This is a genomic window from Phenylobacterium sp. (assembly GCF_037138395.1).
Lineage (GTDB): Bacteria > Pseudomonadota > Alphaproteobacteria > Caulobacterales > Caulobacteraceae > Phenylobacterium.
On record NZ_JBAXIM010000002.1, the window covers coordinates 1 to 17489 of the forward strand.

Below are 17489 nucleotides of genomic sequence, written 5' to 3' on the forward strand. Positions count from 1 at the left end.
GAACGGCTCCCCGAGCTGAAGACGGCGTTGGCTGAAAATCCCAGCGATATCGAGGCCCTGCTGGCGCAGTTTCATGTGGACCCAGGCCCCGCGCCCCTGCTCGCGCACCGCGCCGAGCTCGACGCCGCCTTCGGCCTGGGCTCGGTGGAGGCCATCCTCGCCGCCCTGGAGGCCGGCTCCGACTGGGCCCGCGCCCAGGCCTTGGCCCTGCGCACCAAGTCCCCCCAGACCCTGAAGGTCGCCTTCCGCCAGCTGGCCCTCGGCCTCGCCGCCCCGGACTTCGCCGCCAACATGACCATGGAGTACCGGATCGGCGCCCGGGTCGTGCAGCGCCACGACTTCCTGGAGGGCGTCCGGGCCGTCATCGTCGACAAGGACAACGCCCCGAAGTGGGATCCGGCCCGGCTCGAGGACGTCGGCGAGGCCCTCCTGGACGCCATCTTCGCCCCCCTGCCGGCGGACCAGGAATGGTCGCCCCTGCCGGGCGCCTGAGAGAGAAACCCCAAGAAAAACGGAGGGTTGAATGACCCGAATCGCCTTCATCGGACTGGGAAATATGGGCGGGGGCATGGCCGCCCGGCTCGTCGGCGCAGGCCATGAGGTCGCAGCCTTCGACCTCTCCGCCGAGGCCCTGAAGCGGGCCGCCGCCCGGGGCTGTACCCCCGCCGCCAGCGCCCGGGAGGCTGTCGCCACCGCCGAAGCGGTGATCACCATGCTGCCCGCCGGTCCCCAGGTCCGGGCCGTCTACGCAGCGGATATCCTGGGCGTCGCCCCCGCCGGCGCCCTGCTGATCGACGGCTCGACCATCGACGTGGAGAGCGCGCGGCAGGTGGCTGGCGAGGCGTCCGCCGCAGGTTATGTCTTCGCCGACGCTCCGGTTTCCGGCGGTACGGCGGGCGCGGAGGCCGGGACCCTGGCCTTCATGGTCGGCTGCGATGAGGCCGCCTTACCCCGGATCGAGGCCCTGCTGGCCCCCATGGCCCGGGTGGTCCTGAGGGCCGGCGACCACGGGGCAGGGCAGGCCGCCAAGATCTGCAACAACATGCTGCTGGGCATATCTATGATCGGAACCTGCGAGGCCTTCGCCCTGGCCGAGCGCCTGGGCCTGGAGCCGGACAAGTTCTTCGAGATCGCCTCGAAATCCTCCGGCCAGTGCTGGTCCCTGACCAGCTATTCGCCCTGGCCAGGCCTGGTGGAGACCGCGCCCTCGAACCGCGACTATGCGGGCGGGTTCGCCGTGGCCATGATGCTCAAGGATCTCAAGCTGGCCCAGGCCGCCGCAGCGGCCAGCGGCGCCTCCACGCCCCTGGGTGCCCAGGCCGAGGCGCTCTATGCCCTCTGGGACCGGCTGGGGAACAGCGGCAAGGACTTTTCCTCCATGCTGGAGCTCTTGCGTGGAGAGGTCTGAGGACTTAATTCCGATCGTGACGCTGGCGTCAGCTTTGCTGGACATCACGGTTAGTCGGGTGCAAAAGATCTGCGTTTTTTGGTTGAATTGACGGTCGGGCTGCGCTCCGACTGGCGGGACATGAGCCATGAATTACACGGGTGCCTTCACAGACGCGCTGGACAAGATCCGGTCAGAAGGCCGGTATCGGGTTTTTGCTGACCTGAAGCGGCATCGCGGCCGTTTTCCCAACGCCACCTGGACCCGTCCGGACGGCACGACCGCTGAGGTCGTGGTCTGGTGCTCCAATGACTACCTGGCCCAGGGCGAGAACCCGGTGGTGCTGGACGCCATGAAGTCAGCGATTGATGAAGCCGGCGCGGGTTCGGGCGGCACCCGGAACATCTCCGGCACGACCCGCTATCATGTGGAGCTGGAGCTCGAGCTCGCCGACCTGCACGGCAAGGAATCGGCCCTGCTCTTCACCTCGGGCTATGTCTCGAACGAGGCCTCGCTCTCGACCCTCTACAAGATCCTGCCGGGGCTCATCGTCTACTCCGACGCGCTGAACCACAATTCGATGATCTCGGGCATCCGGAGCGGGCGCGGCGCCCGGCATGTCTTCCGTCACAATGACCTCGCCCACCTCGAGGAACTGCTCGCCGCCGCCGATCCGGCCGCGCCAAAGCTGATCGCCTTCGAGAGCGTCTATTCCATGGACGGCGACATTGCCGACATCCGCGGCACCGTGGCCCTGGCCAAGAAGTACGGGGCCCTGACCTATATCGATGAGGTCCATGCCGTAGGCATGTACGGCCCCCGGGGCGCCGGCGTGTGCGAGCGGGACGGCATCATGGCCGAGATCGACATTATCGAGGGAACCCTGGGCAAGGCCTTCGGGGTGATGGGCGGCTACATCGCGGCGGACGCGGTGATCGTCGACGCGATCCGGTCCTTCGCCGACGGTTTTATCTTCACCACCTCCGTTCCGCCGGCCATCGCTGCGGGTGCCGTGGCCTCGATCCGCTGGCTCAAGGAACACAATGAGGTCCGCGAGGTGCACCAGGAGCGTGCGGCGGCCCTGAAGGCGCGCATGGAGGCGGCAGGCCTGCCGGTCATGCCATCGGTCAGCCATATCGTCCCCGTGCTGGTCGGCGACCCGGTCCACTGCAAGATGATCTCGGACATCCTGCTCGAGGATCACGGCGTCTACGTCCAGCCGATCAACTATCCCACTGTACCCCGCGGCACGGAGCGCCTGCGCTTCACGCCAAGTCCGGCGCACACGGATGAAATGATGGACAATCTGGTCCGCGCCCTCGAGACGCTGTGGGTTCGCTGCAACATCCAGCGGGTTGGTGGTCAGGCCGCCTGAGCTACGCCGACTTTTCCGGGCTCTGCTCTGCGATGGTGGTTCCGCCCGTGGCGCCGAGGCTGTAAACAGCGAGGCTTCAGCGCAGCCGAATCTTTAGGACTGGCATCATGATCTCACAGACCCTCGCCGCCGGCGTTCCGGCGGGTTTCTTTTCGGCTTCGGTGGCCGAGTCCGATCCCGCCCTGGCCGCAGTTCTCTCGGGGGAGTTCCGGCGCCAGCAGGAACAGATCGAGCTGATCGCCTCCGAAAACATCGTCTCCCGGGCGGTGCTCGAGACCCAGGGGTCGGTGCTGACGAACAAGTATGCCGAGGGCTATCCGGGCAAGCGCTACTATGGTGGCTGCGAGGTGGTAGACGAGGCCGAGGTCCTGGCCATCGAACGGGCCAAGGCCCTGTTCGGGTGCGACTATGCCAACGTGCAGCCCCATTCCGGCAGCCAGGCCAACCAGGCGGTCTTCATGGCGACCCTGACGCCCGGGGACACCTTCATGGGCATGGACCTGGCGGCCGGCGGTCACCTGACCCACGGCAAGAGCGTCAACCAGTCGGGCAAGTGGTTCCGGCCCGTGTCCTATGCCGTGCGGCCACAGGATGATCTGATCGACTATGACCAGGCCGCCGAACTGGCCCTGGCCGAACGGCCCAAGGTGATCATTGCTGGGGGCTCAGCCTATTCGCGGCACATCGACTTCGCCCGCTTCCGCGAGATCGCAGACTCGGTCGGTGCCCTTCTGATGGCTGACATCGCCCACTATTCGGGCCTGGTGGCGGGTGGCGTCTATCCCAATCCCTTCCCGCACGCCCATGTGGTGACGACCACGACCCACAAGACCCTGAGGGGGCCCCGGGGTGGGCTGATCCTCACCAACGACAAGAAGCTGGCGAAGAAGCTGGATTCGGCGGTGTTTCCCGGGCTCCAGGGCGGGCCCCTCATGCATGTGATCGCGGCCAAGGCCGTGGCCTTCGGTGAAGCCCTGCGGCCTGAGTTCAAGGTCTATGCCCAACAGGTGATCGACAATGCCCGGGCCCTGGCCGACAGCCTGCAGCAGGCCGGCTTCCGTATCGTCTCGAACGGCACGGACAGCCACCTGATGCTTGTGGACCTGACGCCCAAGGGCGTGAACGGGGCAGACGCCGAGGTGGCCCTCGAGCGCGCTGGCATCACCACCAACAAGAACGGCATTCCCTTCGACCCCCTCCCGCCCGTCCAGACATCGGGCATACGGGTCGGAACCCCGGCCGGGACGACCCGCGGCTTCGGCGAAGCCGAGTTCCGGCAGGTGGGTCGTTGGATTGGAGAGGTGCTGGACGGCGTGGCCGCTGGCGGGGACAATTCCGCCGTGGAGGCCAAGGTCGGGAGCGAGGTCCTGGCCCTGACGAAACGCTTTCCTATCTACGGCTGAGGCCCCTAATAGGGGTTGGCCCAGCCGGGAGGGGCCAGATCATGCGTTGCCCGTTCTGCGGACACCTCGAGAGCCAGGTGAAGGACAGCCGGCCGTCAGACGACGGTGCGGCCATTCGCCGGCGGCGCCTCTGCCCGGAATGTGCCGGTAGGTTCACCACCTTCGAGCGCGTTCAGTTGCGCGAGATCACCATCCTGAAGCGGTCGGGACGGCGCACGCCCTTTGACCGGGACAAGCTTGGCAGGTCCGTCGCCATCGCGACGCGCAAGCGGCCCATTGAACCTGAACGCATTGAGCGGATGCTTTCTCAGATCGTGCGCCAACTCGAGAGCCTTGGGGAAACCGAGCTGGCATCCTCCGTGGTCGGCGAGATGGTGATGAAGCAGCTCAAGGCCCTCGATGACGTGGCCTATGTCCGGTACGCCTCGGTCTACCGGGACTTCAGGGAGGCGGGTGAGTTCGCGACCTTCCTCGGGCGTGAAGGCCTGAGCGAGAGCGGAGAGGATGACCGCTAGCGGGGTCACCCTCAAGCTTGCGACCAGCCTGGACGGCCGGATCGCCACCTCGACGGGCGAGAGCAGGTGGATCACGGGGGAGGCGGCCCGGCAGGAGGTCCACCGGCTTCGGGCTACCTGTCAGGCCGTAGTGGTCGGGATCGAGACTGCCCTGATCGACGACCCCGAACTGACAGTCCGGTTGGAGGGCCACCAGGCGCCACAGCCCGCGCGGGTCGTGCTGGATACGCGGCAGCGGCTTTCCCCGGCCTCGAAGCTGGCCAGGACGGCGCGGGACATCCCCACCTATCTCGTGGCTTCGGGACCTGCGGACCGGGCCCTGGTCGAGCTGGGCGTCAGGGTCCTGAGCCTGGGAGGGGAGGGCACCCGCCCGGAGCCAGACCAGGTGCTCGATGCCCTGAGGTCTGAGGGATTGGAGCGCCTGTTCCTGGAAGGTGGTGGCCAGGTGGCGGCTTCTTTCCTGGCGGCGGGACGGGTGGACAGGCTGGTCTGGTTCCGTGCACCCCTTATCCTGGGTGCCCGGGGTCGACCTGCATTGGGCGATCTGCCATGGGATCGCCTTGCGGATGTCCCGCGGTTCCGGCGCGTCTCCCTGGCCGAGTTCGGGCCCGATCTTTGCGAAACCTACGAGAGGATCTGATGTTCACCGGGATCGTCACTGACATCGCAACCGTCCGCGCCGTGCGCGACACCAATAGGGACTGGCGCTTCGAGATCGCCACGTCCTACGACCTGTCCACCGTCGACATCGGGGCCTCGATCAGCCACTCGGGTTGCTGCCTGACCGTGGTTGAGAAGATGGAGGGCGGGTTTGCGGTGGAGGTCTCCGGCGAGACTCTTTCCCTGACGCACCTGGGTGACTGGAAGGTGGGCCGGCGCATCAATCTGGAGCGGGCGGCAAAGGTCGGCGACGAACTGGGCGGCCATATCGTCTCCGGTCACGTGGACGGGATTGGTGAGGTTCTTTCGGTTACGCCGGAGGGCGGTTCCCGCAGGGTCGAGATTCGCGCCCCGCGACCGCTTCATCGGTTGATCGCCTCCAAGGGATCCATCACCGTAGATGGGGTCTCCCTGACCGTGAACGGCGTCGAGGACGACGTCTTCGGGGTCAACCTGATCCCCCACACCTGGGAAGTCACCACCCTGGGCGACCTCGCCGCTGGCGATCGCGTCAACCTTGAGATCGACATGCTGGCCCGCTACCTCGCGCGCTGGCGGGAAACCGCCTAGGCTGCCCGGAAAAGGAAGATCGAAATGACCCAGGACAAGCTGCGCCTCCTGATTGTCGAGGCCCGGTTCTATGACGACCTCGCCGACGAGCTTCTTCGCGGGGCGTCAGACGTCCTGTCCGCCCACGGTGCCGAGTTTGACGTGGTCAGCGTGCCTGGCGCCCTTGAGGTACCCGGTGCGATTGCCCAGGCGGATGAAGCGCATCACTCTCCGGCCGGTGTCGCCTATGACGGCTATGTGGCCCTTGGGACTGTGATCCGGGGCGAGACCTACCACTTCGAGATCGTCTCGAACGAAAGCGCCCGGGGCCTGATGGACCTCACGGTTCGTAAGGGGATCTGCCTGGGTAACGGGATCTTGACCGTCGAGGACGCGGACCAGGCCTGGGCCCGGGCCCGCGTCAGCGAGGGAGACAAGGGTGGGGGTGCGGCCCGGGCAGCCCTGGAAATGATCGCCCTCCGGCGCCAGTTCCTCGGCCAGGACAGGTGAAGGCTTCGTCTCATATGGCGCGGTCGGTTGCCCGCCTGGCGGCAGTCCAGGCGCTCTACCAGATGGAAGTCTCAGGGGTCGGGGTGGAGGCGGTGATCCGGGAGTTCTCCGAGCACAGGTTCGACCGTGCCATTAGCCCGGAGGAGGGCGAGCCCCTCGCCTCGGCGGACGAACCTTTCTTCGCCGAGTTGGTGCGGGGCGTCGTCGACAACCAGCGCCAAATCGATGCCGGTATCGCTGGTAGGCTCGCCGAGGGCTGGCGGCTCGATCGCCTGGACGCCACCGTGCGTGCGATCCTCAGGTCCGGTGCCTTCGAGCTGGCCCACCGGCCCGATGTGCCCGTGGAAGTGGCGATCAACGAATACGTCGACCTGGCACGATCCTTCTTTGAAGGGCCTGAGCCTGGGTTTGTGAACGCCGCACTGGACGGTCTGGCCCGGGATGTCCGGGCCTGATCCCGCACCCGGACCGGATGAGTTCGAGCAGATTGCCGAACTCTTCCGCCCCCTGACCCGGGGTGATCCCGGCGCCCTTGACCTGTTAGACGACGCAGCGATCCTGCCGGCCCTGCTGCAAGGCCAGGACATGGTCGTCACCCAGGACGCCCTTGTGGAAGGGGTGCATTTCCCGGTCGGTGAGGCGCCGGAGGTGGTCGCTGCGCGCTTCCTGCGGGTGAACCTGTCCGACCTCGCCGCCAAGGGCGCAGAGCCCTTCGCCTGGCTGCAATCACTGGCCTGGTCCCCGGACTGGCCCCTGTCAAAACGTCGCGCCTTCGCCGTCGGACTGGCGAGTGAGGCGGCAGCGTTCGGTATCAACCTGCTGGGCGGCGATACAGTCTCGACCCCGGGGCCCTTCATGGTCTCTGGTACCTTCTTTGGTCGTTGCCCTTCGGGGGGGATGGTTCGCCGCTCTGGAGCCAGGCCGGGCGACCTGCTGGCGGTGAGCGGCCCGATCGGGGATTCCTGGCTGGGCCTGCGCGCCCTCCGGGGGGAGGTCACGGATCCCGGCGGCGAACTCGCGCTGAAATTCCGCAGGCCCACCCCGCGGTTGGACCTGCGCGACCTGGTGCGTTCGCACGCCAGGGCGGCCGCCGACATCTCGGACGGCCTCGTCGCCGACGCCCGGCATATCGCCAACGCCTCGGGGTGTGGCGTCCGGATCGACCTCGACCTCATTCCCCTGTCGCCAGGCGCAAGACTCTGGCTCACCAGCGAGCCCGACGCCTGCCGCGCCCGGATCGCGCTGGCATCGGGCGGCGATGACTATGAGCTTGTGCTGGCTACGCATGCTGAGAGCCAGGCCGCCCTCCTGGGCGCTGGCTGCACGGTGATCGGTCGCTTTGTGGAGGGCGCGTCCGGCGTCCTGTATGAAGGTCGTGAAATCGAGGCCGGAGCCGGAGGCTGGAGGCATGACTGAATTTCAGGTGCGGCGGCCCCGGGCCCTAACGGCACGTCCGGCTGCCCAGAAGCGCATCGGCCGGTTCTTGGCTGTCCTTATGGTCCTGACCCTCGGTCTGGGCCTTCATGCTCTTGCGCCTGCAATGGCCCAGGCCAAGGAAGAAAAGCCAGCCAAAGAGCCCACCGCAGCCGACCTTCGCCTTGACCTCTCGGGTGTGGGCCTACCCGTCCTGCAAGACGGGCGGGTGGTGAACTATGTCTTGGTCCGCCTGCGCATCAACCTCAACCCGGGCATATCCCGGCCCGACATCGAGGCGGGCGAGCCCTTCGTCCGTGAGCGCATGCTCAAGGCAGCCTACCGGGCACCTTTGAACTCGGGGACCGAACTCATGGCCCTGGATCCGCAGAAGCTGGAGGCCCAAACCCTCAGCGCAGCCCGCGCCGTCTACGGTGCCACCCGGGTCCAGTCGGTGGAAATCAGGGACCAGAAGCCCCAAAAGCGACTTTATTCTCCACCCGTTTCGGGCACCCAGTCCCGCCAGCCCATCCGTCCCTAACTCTGAATCGTGTCAAAGACTGTGGAATAACAATGGGTTCACTCGAAGGAGCCCGGTGCTGGTGAACAAGCGTTGCATGGCGGGCCGAGGTTTGGCAGTTTCCCGCGACTTTCGGCGGTCGCAGACTCGGGCGTTTCGTCGTGTCGAAAAATCACCTGGGGGGGTCCTCGGACATGGATTTCGTCCAGTCCAATCGCCCTCGCTCAGTCACTGAAGGGGCGCTTCAATCATGAATTATCTTGTGCTGGCGATCTTGGCCGGCATTCTCGCGGTGCTTTACGGTGCCGTCCAGACGGCCTCGCTAATGAAGGCCTCTCCCGGCAATGCGCGCATGCAGGAAATCGCTGCGGCGATCCAGGAGGGCGCTCAGGCCTATCTCAACCGGCAGTATACGGCGATTGCCATTGTCGGTGCCGTTATCTTCGTCGCGCTCTTTCCCCTGCTCGGAGCCAAGGCTGCTTTCGGCTTCCTGATCGGCGCCGTCCTGTCGGGCCTCGCCGGCTTCGTGGGCATGCTGGTCTCGGTCCGCGCAAACGTCCGGACTGCCCAGGCGGCGTCGGAGGGTCTGGCCCAGGGTCTGTCCTTGGCCTTCCGCTCGGGAGCGATCACCGGGATGCTGGTCGCCGGCTTCGCCCTGATCGGTGTTGCGGGATACTTCTTCATCCTGACCGGGCCGATGGGCCTGGCGTACAATGACCGTCATGTCATCGACGCTCTTGTCGCCCTCGGGTTTGGCGCCTCGCTGATCTCCATCTTCGCCCGTCTCGGCGGCGGTATCTTCACCAAGGGTGCCGACGTGGGCGGCGACCTGGTCGGTAAGCTCGAGGCCGGGATCCCCGAGGATGACCCGCGCAACGCGGCGACCATCGCAGACAACGTGGGTGACAATGTTGGCGACTGTGCCGGCATGGCCGCTGACCTCTTCGAGACCTACGCCGTGACCACCGTGGCCACCATGGTGCTGGCGTCCATCTTCTTCGGCGCAAACGCCCTGAACATGATGCTGCTGCCGCTGGTCATCTGCGCGGTCTGTATCGTGACCTCAATCATTGGCACCTTCGGCGTCCGGCTTGGCCGCTCGCAGAACATCATGGGTGCCCTCTACCAGGGCCTGATCATCACCGGCGTGCTTTCGATCGGTGCCATCTGGTGGGTCGTGAACACCCTGGTCCCGGTTCCGGTCAACACCGTTTCGGGCCTGACCATCACCGCCCAGTCGCTGTTCCTTTGTGGCCTGGTCGGCCTCGCAGTCACGGCGCTCATCGTGGTGATCACCGAGTACTACACGGGAACGGGCTACCGGCCCGTGAAGTCGGTGGCCAGGGCTTCCGTCTCCGGCCATGGCACCAACGTGATCCAGGGCCTGGCCATGAGCCTGGAGTCCACTGCAGCGCCCGCCCTCGTGATCATCGCCGGCATCATGATTACCTACCCCCTGGCGGGCCTCTACGGCATCGCCATCGCCACGACCGCCATGCTGTCGCTGGCGGGCTTCATCGTCGCCCTGGACGCCTTTGGCCCGGTCACGGACAACGCCGGTGGTATCGCTGAGATGGCGGGCCTGCCCCCAGAAGTCCGCGTGACCACCGACGCCCTCGACGCCGTGGGCAACACCACCAAGGCCGTCACCAAGGGCTACGCTATTGGTTCGGCCGGCCTGGGTGCCCTGGTGCTCTTTGCGGCCTATACCGAGGACATCAAGTACTTCTCGGCGCAGGCCAAGCCGGGGTCCTTCTTCGATGGCCTGGGCGTCGTGGCCGTCGATCTCTCCAACCCCTATGTGGTGGTCGGCCTGCTGTTCGGTGGCCTGCTTCCCTTCCTGTTCGGCGGCATGTCCATGACCGCCGTTGGCCGGGCTGCGGAGGCGGTAGTCGAGGAAGTCCGTCGCCAGTTCCGCGAGAACCCGGGCATCATGACCGGCGAGGTCAAGCCAGAGTACGGTCGGGCTGTCAGCATCCTGACGAACGCCGCCATCCGCGAAATGATCGTGCCCTCCCTGCTGCCGGTTGTCTCGCCTGTGGTCCTGTTCTTCGTCATCACCGCCGCGGCGGGCAAGGCCAATGGCCTCGCCTCCCTGGGTGCCATGCTGATGGGCGTGATCGTAACCGGCCTGTTCGTGGCCATCTCGATGACCTCTGGCGGCGGTGCCTGGGACAACGCCAAGAAGCTGATCGAAGAAGGTCACTACGGCGGCAAGGGTTCCGAGGCCCACAAGGCTGCGGTGACCGGCGACACCGTCGGCGACCCCTACAAGGACACCGCGGGTCCCGCCGTGAACCCGATGATCAAGATCACCAACATCGTGGCCCTCCTGCTGCTCGCCATCCTCTACGCAGCGGGCTGAAGCCTACGGGCGCACCCCAAGATTGACGACGCCCCGGAGATCTCTCCGGGGCGTTTTCATGTGTTGTGGGGGGTTTGAGGGGTGAGCCTGGGTATCCTGGCGCGAGGCACCGGCCTGGCCAAGCGTCGTCCCGGAGTTCGGTTCCAGGATCTAGCGGCGGTCGCCAGGACGGGACCCGGGGACGCCTTCGTCTTCGCGGGGCAGCAGGCCGCCGGCGCCGATCGAGCCGACCAACTGTTCAATGACGGTCAGTTCGCGGCCGCGGGTTGGCGTTTCACGGCCGTTGAAGGCGATGACCTTGCCGTCTGCGAGGGTCAGATTGTCGACCGTCTTTACCGCTTCCGTCTCCTTGTCGAAGGTGATGATGGTGATGTCCCGACGGGTAACGGCAGGCTTGAAGAAGGCCACGGTCTCTTTCATCTGGTTCATGTAGATCCAGACATTGGGGTCGAAGGCGGAGACCGTGGACGGCGACCCGAGGCGACCTCGCACGGTAGCCTTGCTGTCGGTCCCCGGCTTGATATCCCGGGGGTTGGATTCGATCGCCTGGAAGCCGGAGAATGTGGATACTGGCGCACAGGCACCCGTTAGGGCGAACCCTCCGAGCGCGATGGCGAAGGCGGCGCGTTTCAGCATCTTTGTCCCGTCTCCTGGCTCCGGGCTTTGACCTAGCGCCCGTCGCCCCTTACTGCAATGCCGGCGTTACGCGCAGTCGGGGGCGAAATCGAGGCCAAGATGCGACTTTTCAAAAAGCGACCCGAGCAGGAAGCTGGCAAGAGGCTCTATGCCGCTTGCGTGGTCCAGGCGCGGCGGCCAGACCTGTACGCGGAGCTGCGGACACCTGACACCGTCGAGGGGCGGTTCGAGCAGTATACCCTGCACGTGATCCTGTTGCTCGACCGGCTTGTCCGCCAGGGCCCGGAGGCCGGGGAGGTCTCCCAGGGGCTCTTCGACGCATACATACGCTCACTTGATGATGCGCTCCGGGAGATGGGCGTAGGCGATCTCTCGGTCGGGAAAAAGATGCGCAAGATCGGAGAGGCGCTTTACGGCCGCCTTCGCAGCTACGAGGCCGCCTTTGAGGGCGTCGGCGAAGCGGATGGGCTGGAGACGATCCTTGCGCGTACGGTCTATGGGGGGCTGGAGGCGCCGCCGGTGACTGAACTGGCCGCCTATGTCCATGCCCAGCGCAGCCACCTCGCCATGCTGCCCCTTCAGGGATTGCTGGACGGACAGGTCGACTGGAGCGCGAAATGACGGGTGCGACGCAGTTCCGGCTGGGGGACCTGGCGGCAGGGCCGCTCAGTCTTCATCTGGTGCCCGACGAGGCAGCGAGGGCCGCGCTGGCCCTACGCCTGGGCCTTGAGGGCCTTCCGAAGCTGGAGGCACGCCTTGAGGTCCGTCCCTGGCTGGATGGGTGCGAGGTTAGGGGAGGCTTCCAGGGGGAGGTCATACAGGTCTGCGGCGTGAGCCTGGAGCCCTTCTCCCAGCCCGTAGCCGGCGTCATCGATCTCCGGCTGGTCCCGGAGGGCAGCCCCAACCTGCCGGTTGAAATCAGTGACGGCGAGGTCGAGATCTCTTTGGATAGCCCCGATCCGCCCGACGTCCTCGAAGGGGACGCCGTCGACGTGGTGGCTATTCTCGAGGAACATCTCGCCCTGGCGATCGATCCGTTCCCCCGCCGGTCCGACGCCGTGTTCGACTGGACTGCGGGTCCGGATACGACCTCGCCCTTCGCCGCCCTCAATGCGTTGAAGGAAAGGCGTCCGTAATGCCGGCCTGCCCTGATTTGCATGCCCGTCTTGGGCCTGTATCCTATCTCCTCCGGCGGGTAGGGGCGGGCTGAGTCTGTTGACCGAATCGAGTGTCATTTCCGTCGACGCCATGGGCGGCGATCACGGGGTTTCGGCGACAGTTCCGGGTCTGGCCCTTGCTCTGAAGAGCGTGCCCGTGACCGTGCGGTTCCTTCTTCATGGGGACGAGGCTCGCATTCGGCCCGAACTGGCCCGCACCCCGGAACTCGCCCGGCGGTCCGAGATCCGCCACACCGACAAGGTTATCGCGTCAGACGAGAAGCCGGCGACGGCCGTCCGCAGGGGCAAGGGCGCCTCCATGTGGAACGCCATCGAGGCGGTAAAGTCCGGGGAGGCGGTCGCCGCCGTCTCCTGCGGCAGTACGGGAAGCCTGATGGCCATCGCCCGGCTGATCCTGCGCATGAGTGTTCCCATGGAGCGGCCGCCACTGGTGGTGCCCTGGCCAGGGCTCAGGGGCGTGACCACACTCCTGGACGCCGGAGCGAACATTGACTGCGATGCCGAGCGGCTCGTGGAGTTCGCCATCCTCGGCGAGGCGTATCACAGGGTGGCCTATGGCGTGGAGCGGCCCCGGGTTGGTTTGCTGAATGTCGGCTCCGAGGACATGAAGGGCCATGACGAGGTGCAGCAGGCCCACGCCATCCTGCGCAGCGGCAAGCTGGACATTGCCTATCACGGCTTCGTCGAGGGGGACGACCTCTCCACCAACCTGGTGGACGTGGTCGTGACCGATGGTTTCACCGGGAATATCGCCCTGAAGACCGGGGAGGGGGCGGCGCGCTACATCACAGAGGAGCTTAAGGCTGCCCTGACCTCTAGCCTTCCCGCCAAGATCGGTGCGCTGTTGGCCCGCCCAGCCCTGAGGCGCTTTCGCGACCGGATTACGCCGACCCCGGCAGCACCCCTGTTGGGCCTCGGCGGGCTGGTGGTGAAGTGCCACGGCGGCGCCGACGCCCGGGACTTTGGCCGCTCGGTTGGCCTGGCCGTGGACCTGGCGGCCAGTGACCTCATGAGCCAGATCGAGCGTAACATGACGCGGCTAAGTGCCGACTTCCCGGCAGTGGAAGGGGCGCCAGCGTGATCCGCAGCGTGGTCACAGGCGTGGGCGGCTACCTGCCCGAGGAAATCGTCACAAATGCGGAACTCGCCCGCTTCGTCGATACCTCCGACGAATGGATCCAGGAGCGCACCGGTATCCGCCAGAGGCACCGGGCTGCGCCGGACCAGGCTGTCTCGGACCTGGCCGTCGAGGCCGCCCGCAAGGCCCTGGAGGCGGCGGGCCGGTCGCCTTCGGACGTCGACCTGATCATCGTCGCGACGACGACCCCGGACCTCACCTTCCCGGCGGTGGCCACTATCGTTCAGCGCAAGCTGGGGTGCCCGGTGGGCATTGCCTTCGACATCCAGGCCGTCTGCTCAGGTTTTGTCTACGCCCTGTCCACGGCCGATGGCTTCGTCGCTCGGGGGCGATCCGCCTGCGCCCTGGTGATCGGCGCTGAGACCATGACCCGGCTGATGGACTGGACCGACCGCGGGACCTGCGTCCTGTTCGGGGATGGTGCTGGCGCCGTGGTGGTTGAGCCCGGTGAGGGCAGGGGCGATGCCTCCGACCGGGGGCTCCTTGGCTTTGCCCTGCGGGCAGACGGCACCAAGCAGGACCTTCTCTACGTGGACGGGGGCGTCTCGACCAACGGCAAGGTCGGCCACCTGCGGATGCAGGGAAACCAGGTCTTCAAGCACGCCGTGATCAACATTTCCGAAGCGGTCACCGCCGCGGCGGCGGACGCCGGGATCGCGATCTCTGACGTTGACTGGTTCATTCCCCACCAGGCGAACCAGCGCATATTGAACGGGGTGGCTCACCGGCTGGGTATCGACGAGGCCAAGGTGATCTCAACAGTAGCCGAACACGCCAACACCTCTGCGGCTTCCATTCCCCTGGCCCTGGCCCAAGGCATTGCTGACGGCCGGGTCCGGCCCGGACAGCTGGTCCTTCTCGAGGCCATGGGCGGGGGTCTGACCTGGGGCGCGTGCACTCTGCGGCTCTAGAGCCTAAAAATCGTTAACTTCAGGCTTGATGCGCCTGAGTTGAAAAGCTTATCTCTGGCGTTAACGTATCGCGTGGCGCGCGGTCTCACCTTTGGCACGGACAAGGACCATGAACGGATCCACAGTCACACGGGCCGATCTCGCGGAAGCGGTCCACGAAGAGGTGGGCCTGACCCGCCAGGACTGCGCGGAGCTGGTCGAGCGAACCCTGGAACTGACAGCCCAGGCCCTTGAACAGGGCGAACAGGTCAAGCTGTCCGGCTTCGGGGTCTTCCAGGTGCGGGCCAAGCGCGCGCGGATGGGTCGCAATCCCAAGACGGGTGAGCCTGCAGCCATCGAACCTCGCCGCGTCATCGGGTTCCGCGCCAGCCAGGTCATGAAGGCGCGCATCGACCGCGCGCTGTCGAAATAAACCGTGACCAAGGGCCCCGAAGCCTTCCGAACGATCTCAGAGGCCGCCGATGAAGTCGGGGTCGCACCGCATGTGCTGAGGTTCTGGGAGACCCGGTTCTCGGTGATCCGACCGATGAAACGGGCGGGGGGACGCAGGTTCTATCGGCCCCAGGACGTCGCCCTGCTACGGAGCCTGCGCACCCTTCTTCATGACCATGGCCGCTCCATCCGGGACGTCCAGCAGGTCTGCCGACGAGACGGGGTCAAGGCCCTGTATGCACTTGCAGGCCCAATTGCCGAAGCCCCGGAAGCGAGTATCGCCTTGGCTGCTGCACAGTCTCAGGCCGCCCCCAAGTCTTCGCAGGTACCTCCCGACAAGGTCGCCCGGACTCAGCTGGTGGCGACCCGGGAAGACCTGATCGCCATCAAGCTGAGGCTCGACGCCCTGCTGGCCGGCTGACGCCGAAATGACTTGCCCGGCGGGCGCAAGCCGCTAGAAGAACCGCTCGCCGATGTCGGAGCGTAGCGCAGCCTGGTAGCGCACTTGACTGGGGGTCAAGGGGTCGTGGGTTCGAATCCCGCCGCTCCGACCATCGGCCTATCGGCCCCGGTTCATCCAGGTCATCAGGGGCAGGATGGGCAGTCCCCAGCCGACCCCCGCCACAGCAAAGAAGACCAGCTTGATCCGCATGTCGTCGGGTAGCCTGTCGGCTATGGCCGTGGCCGCCCAGACATATCCGGCGAGGAAAATGAGGATCAGGACGGATCCGACAAAACTTCTGAGGCGAGGTGGCATGAGCGCGCCTATATCCCGGCCACTGGCGTTCGTCACCCGGGATTGGGTGCAGACCCAAGAGGCTTTCGACAGGAGCGACTTAGTCCCATGTCCATCTCGGAACGATCTCGTCCAGTCGCCATCTGGCTCTTCCTGGTCGCCGCCCTGGTCCTGGCCATGGTCGTCGTGGGCGGCGCCACCCGCCTGACCAACTCGGGGCTCTCCATCACCGAGTGGAAGCCCGTGACGGGTGCTCTTCCGCCCCTGTCGGAAGCCGACTGGGCCTCGGAATTCCAGAAGTACAAGGCCATCCCTCAATACCAGCAGGTCAACCGGGGCATGTCGCTCGACGCCTTCAAGGCGATCTACTGGTGGGAGTGGGGCCACCGGTTCCTGGGGCGCCTGGTCGGGGTCGCCTTCGGGCTCCCTTTCCTTGTCTTCCTGTTTACGCGCCAGATGCCCAAGCGGCTGGTTGGACGATGCTGGGCCCTCCTGGCCCTGGGCGGCCTCCAGGGTGCAATTGGCTGGTGGATGGTGGCCAGCGGGCTGAGTGAAAGGGTTTCAGTGGCACCAGAGCGGCTGATGACCCACCTCGGCCTGGCCTTCTTCCTGCTTGCGGCCTTGCTCTGGACGGGGCTTGAGGCCTGGAATGGTCCGTTTCGGCGGCGCGGTCGCGGCGCCTGGCCGCAGATCGCCCTTGTGCTTGCCGTCTTGGTCTACATCCAGATCCTGCTCGGGGCGCTGGTCGCAGGAAACGACGCCGGCTACGTGCTGAACGACTGGCCCCTTATGGGCGGCCGGCTGTTCCCACAGGACTATGCCGGGCAGAGCCTCTGGGCCACCTTCGCCCACTCCATTCCCGCCGTACAGTTTAACCATCGCATGGGGGCTTATCTGCTCTGCCTCTGCGCGGCGGGGCTTGTCTACGCCGCCGTGACGGGGCGGGTGTCCTCAACCCCTGTGAGGCGCATGGCCTTTGCCCTTGGACTTGGTGTCTTCTGTCAGGCTGGGCTTGGGATCTGGACCCTGATGTCTGCAATCCCCCTAGACCTCGGGCTCGCGCACCAGGCTGCCGCCGCCCTTGTGTTCGGACTTGCGACCGGGTTCCTGTGGGTCGCTCGGCGCGCCTGAACTGGTATTATATTACCCGAACTAAATTAGTCCGTAAAAACAGTAGGTTGCGATATTTTTCAAGGCGTCATGTTGACAGGGCGATGTCCCTCGTCGTATCCGCCCGCCTCACCTCGGGCTCCGGCCCGCGTTCAATCAATGGACCTGTTCCCATGCTAAAGACGACGGCTTCGCTGAAGCCCGCCGACGTCGAGAAGAAGTGGATCATGATCGATGCCGAGAACGCCGTTGTCGGCCGCCTCGCTTCCTTCATTGCCATGCGTCTCCGCGGCAAGCATCGCCCCGACTACACCCCGCATGTTGACTGCGGTGACTTCGTGGTCGTGATCAACGCCGACAAGGTCCGGCTGACGGGGCGCAAGCTCCAGCAGAAGACCTATTACTGGCACACCGGCCATCCCGGCGGCATCAAGGAGCGGACCGCGGACAAGATCCTCGGCGGGCGTTTCCCCGAGCGCGTGCTCCAGAAGGCCGTCGAACGCATGCTTCCCAAGGAAAGCCCGCTGGCCCGCCGCCAGCTCACGCATCTGAGGGTCTATTCCGGGGCCGAACACCCCCACGTCGCCCAGAACCCGGAGACCCTGGTCTTCGGCGACATGAACGCCAAGAACGTGCGGAGCCAGTAAGACA

General features: G+C 66.0%; 22 protein-coding genes and 1 tRNA gene. 21 read left to right on the forward strand and 2 right to left on the reverse strand.

The features are described 5' to 3' along the window. The 12 genes from WCJ52_RS00195 to WCJ52_RS00250 form a co-directional block, all read left to right on the forward strand. Window positions 1-492: enoyl-CoA hydratase/isomerase family protein (locus tag WCJ52_RS00195; protein ID WP_336901268.1), on the forward strand; the 492-nt coding region annotated here is incomplete at its 5' end. Window positions 493-523: 31 nt separating this feature from the next. Further along, window positions 524-1408 carry a 3-hydroxyisobutyrate dehydrogenase gene (mmsB, locus tag WCJ52_RS00200; RefSeq protein ID WP_336901269.1) on the forward strand — a complete coding sequence of 295 codons (885 nt, stop codon included), beginning with the start codon at window positions 524-526 and terminating at the stop codon, window positions 1406-1408. Between the two features lie 127 nt (window positions 1409-1535). After that, on the forward strand, window positions 1536-2762 hold the full coding sequence (gene hemA / locus WCJ52_RS00205) for a 5-aminolevulinate synthase (protein ID WP_336901270.1): 1227 nt from the start codon (window positions 1536-1538) through the stop codon (window positions 2760-2762). Window positions 2763-2869: 107 nt separating this feature from the next. Continuing rightward, complete coding sequence (gene glyA / locus WCJ52_RS00210) at window positions 2870-4165, forward strand: serine hydroxymethyltransferase (RefSeq protein WP_336901271.1); 1296 nt, start codon at window positions 2870-2872, stop codon at window positions 4163-4165. A 41-nt stretch (window positions 4166-4206) separates the two neighbouring features. Next, window positions 4207-4680 carry a transcriptional regulator NrdR gene (nrdR, locus tag WCJ52_RS00215; RefSeq protein WP_336901272.1) on the forward strand — a complete coding sequence of 158 codons (474 nt, stop codon included), beginning with the start codon at window positions 4207-4209 and terminating at the stop codon, window positions 4678-4680. Further along, the gene (locus tag WCJ52_RS00220) at window positions 4670-5320 is read left to right on the forward strand and encodes a RibD family protein (protein ID WP_336901273.1); all 651 of its coding nucleotides are present in this window, start codon (window positions 4670-4672) and stop codon (window positions 5318-5320) included. The genes nrdR and WCJ52_RS00220 overlap by 11 nt, the downstream gene beginning before the upstream one ends. Then, window positions 5320-5910: a riboflavin synthase gene (locus WCJ52_RS00225; RefSeq protein WP_336901274.1), complete on the forward strand. Its 591-nt coding sequence runs from the start codon at window positions 5320-5322 to the stop codon at window positions 5908-5910. Before WCJ52_RS00220 ends, WCJ52_RS00225 begins: the two co-directional genes overlap by 1 nt. Before the next feature lie 24 nt (window positions 5911-5934). Next, window positions 5935-6399 (forward strand): 6,7-dimethyl-8-ribityllumazine synthase, encoded by a 465-nt coding sequence (gene ribH, locus WCJ52_RS00230; RefSeq protein WP_336901275.1) that lies wholly within the window; start codon window positions 5935-5937, stop codon window positions 6397-6399. 14 nt (window positions 6400-6413) lie between these two features. Next, complete coding sequence (gene nusB, locus WCJ52_RS00235; protein WP_336901276.1) at window positions 6414-6854, forward strand: transcription antitermination factor NusB; 441 nt, start codon at window positions 6414-6416, stop codon at window positions 6852-6854. After that, on the forward strand, window positions 6841-7815 hold the full coding sequence (gene thiL / locus WCJ52_RS00240) for a thiamine-phosphate kinase (protein ID WP_336901277.1): 975 nt from the start codon (window positions 6841-6843) through the stop codon (window positions 7813-7815). Before nusB ends, thiL begins: the two co-directional genes overlap by 14 nt. Further along, the gene (locus WCJ52_RS00245) at window positions 7808-8353 is read left to right on the forward strand and encodes a hypothetical protein (RefSeq protein ID WP_336901278.1); all 546 of its coding nucleotides are present in this window, start codon (window positions 7808-7810) and stop codon (window positions 8351-8353) included. Before thiL ends, WCJ52_RS00245 begins: the two co-directional genes overlap by 8 nt. A gap of 226 nt (window positions 8354-8579) precedes the next feature. Beyond that, entirely contained in the window at window positions 8580-10697 is a 2118-nt protein-coding gene (locus tag WCJ52_RS00250) for a sodium-translocating pyrophosphatase (protein ID WP_336901304.1), read from the forward strand. A gap of 150 nt (window positions 10698-10847) precedes the next feature. Here WCJ52_RS00250 and bamE read toward each other — a convergent pair whose 3' ends face one another. Next, on the reverse strand, window positions 10848-11333 hold the full coding sequence (gene bamE, locus WCJ52_RS00255; protein WP_336901279.1) for an outer membrane protein assembly factor BamE: 486 nt from the start codon (window positions 11331-11333) through the stop codon (window positions 10848-10850). A 99-nt stretch (window positions 11334-11432) separates the two neighbouring features. Between bamE and WCJ52_RS00260 the strand changes: the two genes are divergently transcribed. The 7 genes from WCJ52_RS00260 to WCJ52_RS00290 all read left to right on the forward strand — a co-directional run bounded on the left by WCJ52_RS00260 (window position 11433) and on the right by WCJ52_RS00290 (window position 15546). Next, a complete protein-coding gene (locus WCJ52_RS00260; RefSeq protein ID WP_336901280.1) occupies window positions 11433-11954 on the forward strand; it encodes a ubiquinol-cytochrome C chaperone family protein in 522 nt (173 codons plus the stop codon). Beyond that, complete coding sequence (locus WCJ52_RS00265) at window positions 11951-12469, forward strand: DUF177 domain-containing protein (protein WP_336901281.1); 519 nt, start codon at window positions 11951-11953, stop codon at window positions 12467-12469. The genes WCJ52_RS00260 and WCJ52_RS00265 overlap by 4 nt, the downstream gene beginning before the upstream one ends. Before the next feature lie 79 nt (window positions 12470-12548). Next, window positions 12549-13592 carry a phosphate acyltransferase PlsX gene (gene plsX, locus WCJ52_RS00270; protein WP_336901282.1) on the forward strand — a complete coding sequence of 348 codons (1044 nt, stop codon included), beginning with the start codon at window positions 12549-12551 and terminating at the stop codon, window positions 13590-13592. After that, complete coding sequence (locus WCJ52_RS00275; RefSeq protein WP_336901283.1) at window positions 13589-14560, forward strand: beta-ketoacyl-ACP synthase III; 972 nt, start codon at window positions 13589-13591, stop codon at window positions 14558-14560. Before plsX ends, WCJ52_RS00275 begins: the two co-directional genes overlap by 4 nt. Window positions 14561-14669: 109 nt before the next feature. After that, window positions 14670-14972, forward strand: a complete 303-nt coding sequence (locus tag WCJ52_RS00280) for an integration host factor subunit alpha (RefSeq protein ID WP_336901284.1) — start codon at window positions 14670-14672, stop codon at window positions 14970-14972. 3 nt (window positions 14973-14975) lie between these two features. Continuing rightward, window positions 14976-15413 (forward strand): MerR family transcriptional regulator, encoded by a 438-nt coding sequence (locus WCJ52_RS00285; RefSeq protein ID WP_336901285.1) that lies wholly within the window; start codon window positions 14976-14978, stop codon window positions 15411-15413. A gap of 56 nt (window positions 15414-15469) precedes the next feature. After that, window positions 15470-15546, forward strand: a tRNA-Pro gene (locus WCJ52_RS00290). 5 nt (window positions 15547-15551) lie between these two features. Here the strand turns inward: WCJ52_RS00290 and WCJ52_RS00295 are convergent. Further along, window positions 15552-15749: a DUF2842 domain-containing protein gene (locus tag WCJ52_RS00295; protein ID WP_336901286.1), complete on the reverse strand. Its 198-nt coding sequence runs from the start codon at window positions 15747-15749 to the stop codon at window positions 15552-15554. A gap of 87 nt (window positions 15750-15836) precedes the next feature. Here WCJ52_RS00295 and WCJ52_RS00300 point away from each other — a divergent pair, with 87 nt between their 5' ends. Both WCJ52_RS00300 and rplM read left to right on the forward strand, forming a co-directional pair. After that, window positions 15837-16859: a COX15/CtaA family protein gene (locus tag WCJ52_RS00300; protein WP_336901287.1), complete on the forward strand. Its 1023-nt coding sequence runs from the start codon at window positions 15837-15839 to the stop codon at window positions 16857-16859. A gap of 152 nt (window positions 16860-17011) precedes the next feature. Beyond that, a complete protein-coding gene (gene rplM / locus WCJ52_RS00305) occupies window positions 17012-17485 on the forward strand; it encodes a 50S ribosomal protein L13 (RefSeq protein WP_336901288.1) in 474 nt (157 codons plus the stop codon). Window positions 17486-17489: the final 4 nt, after the last annotated feature.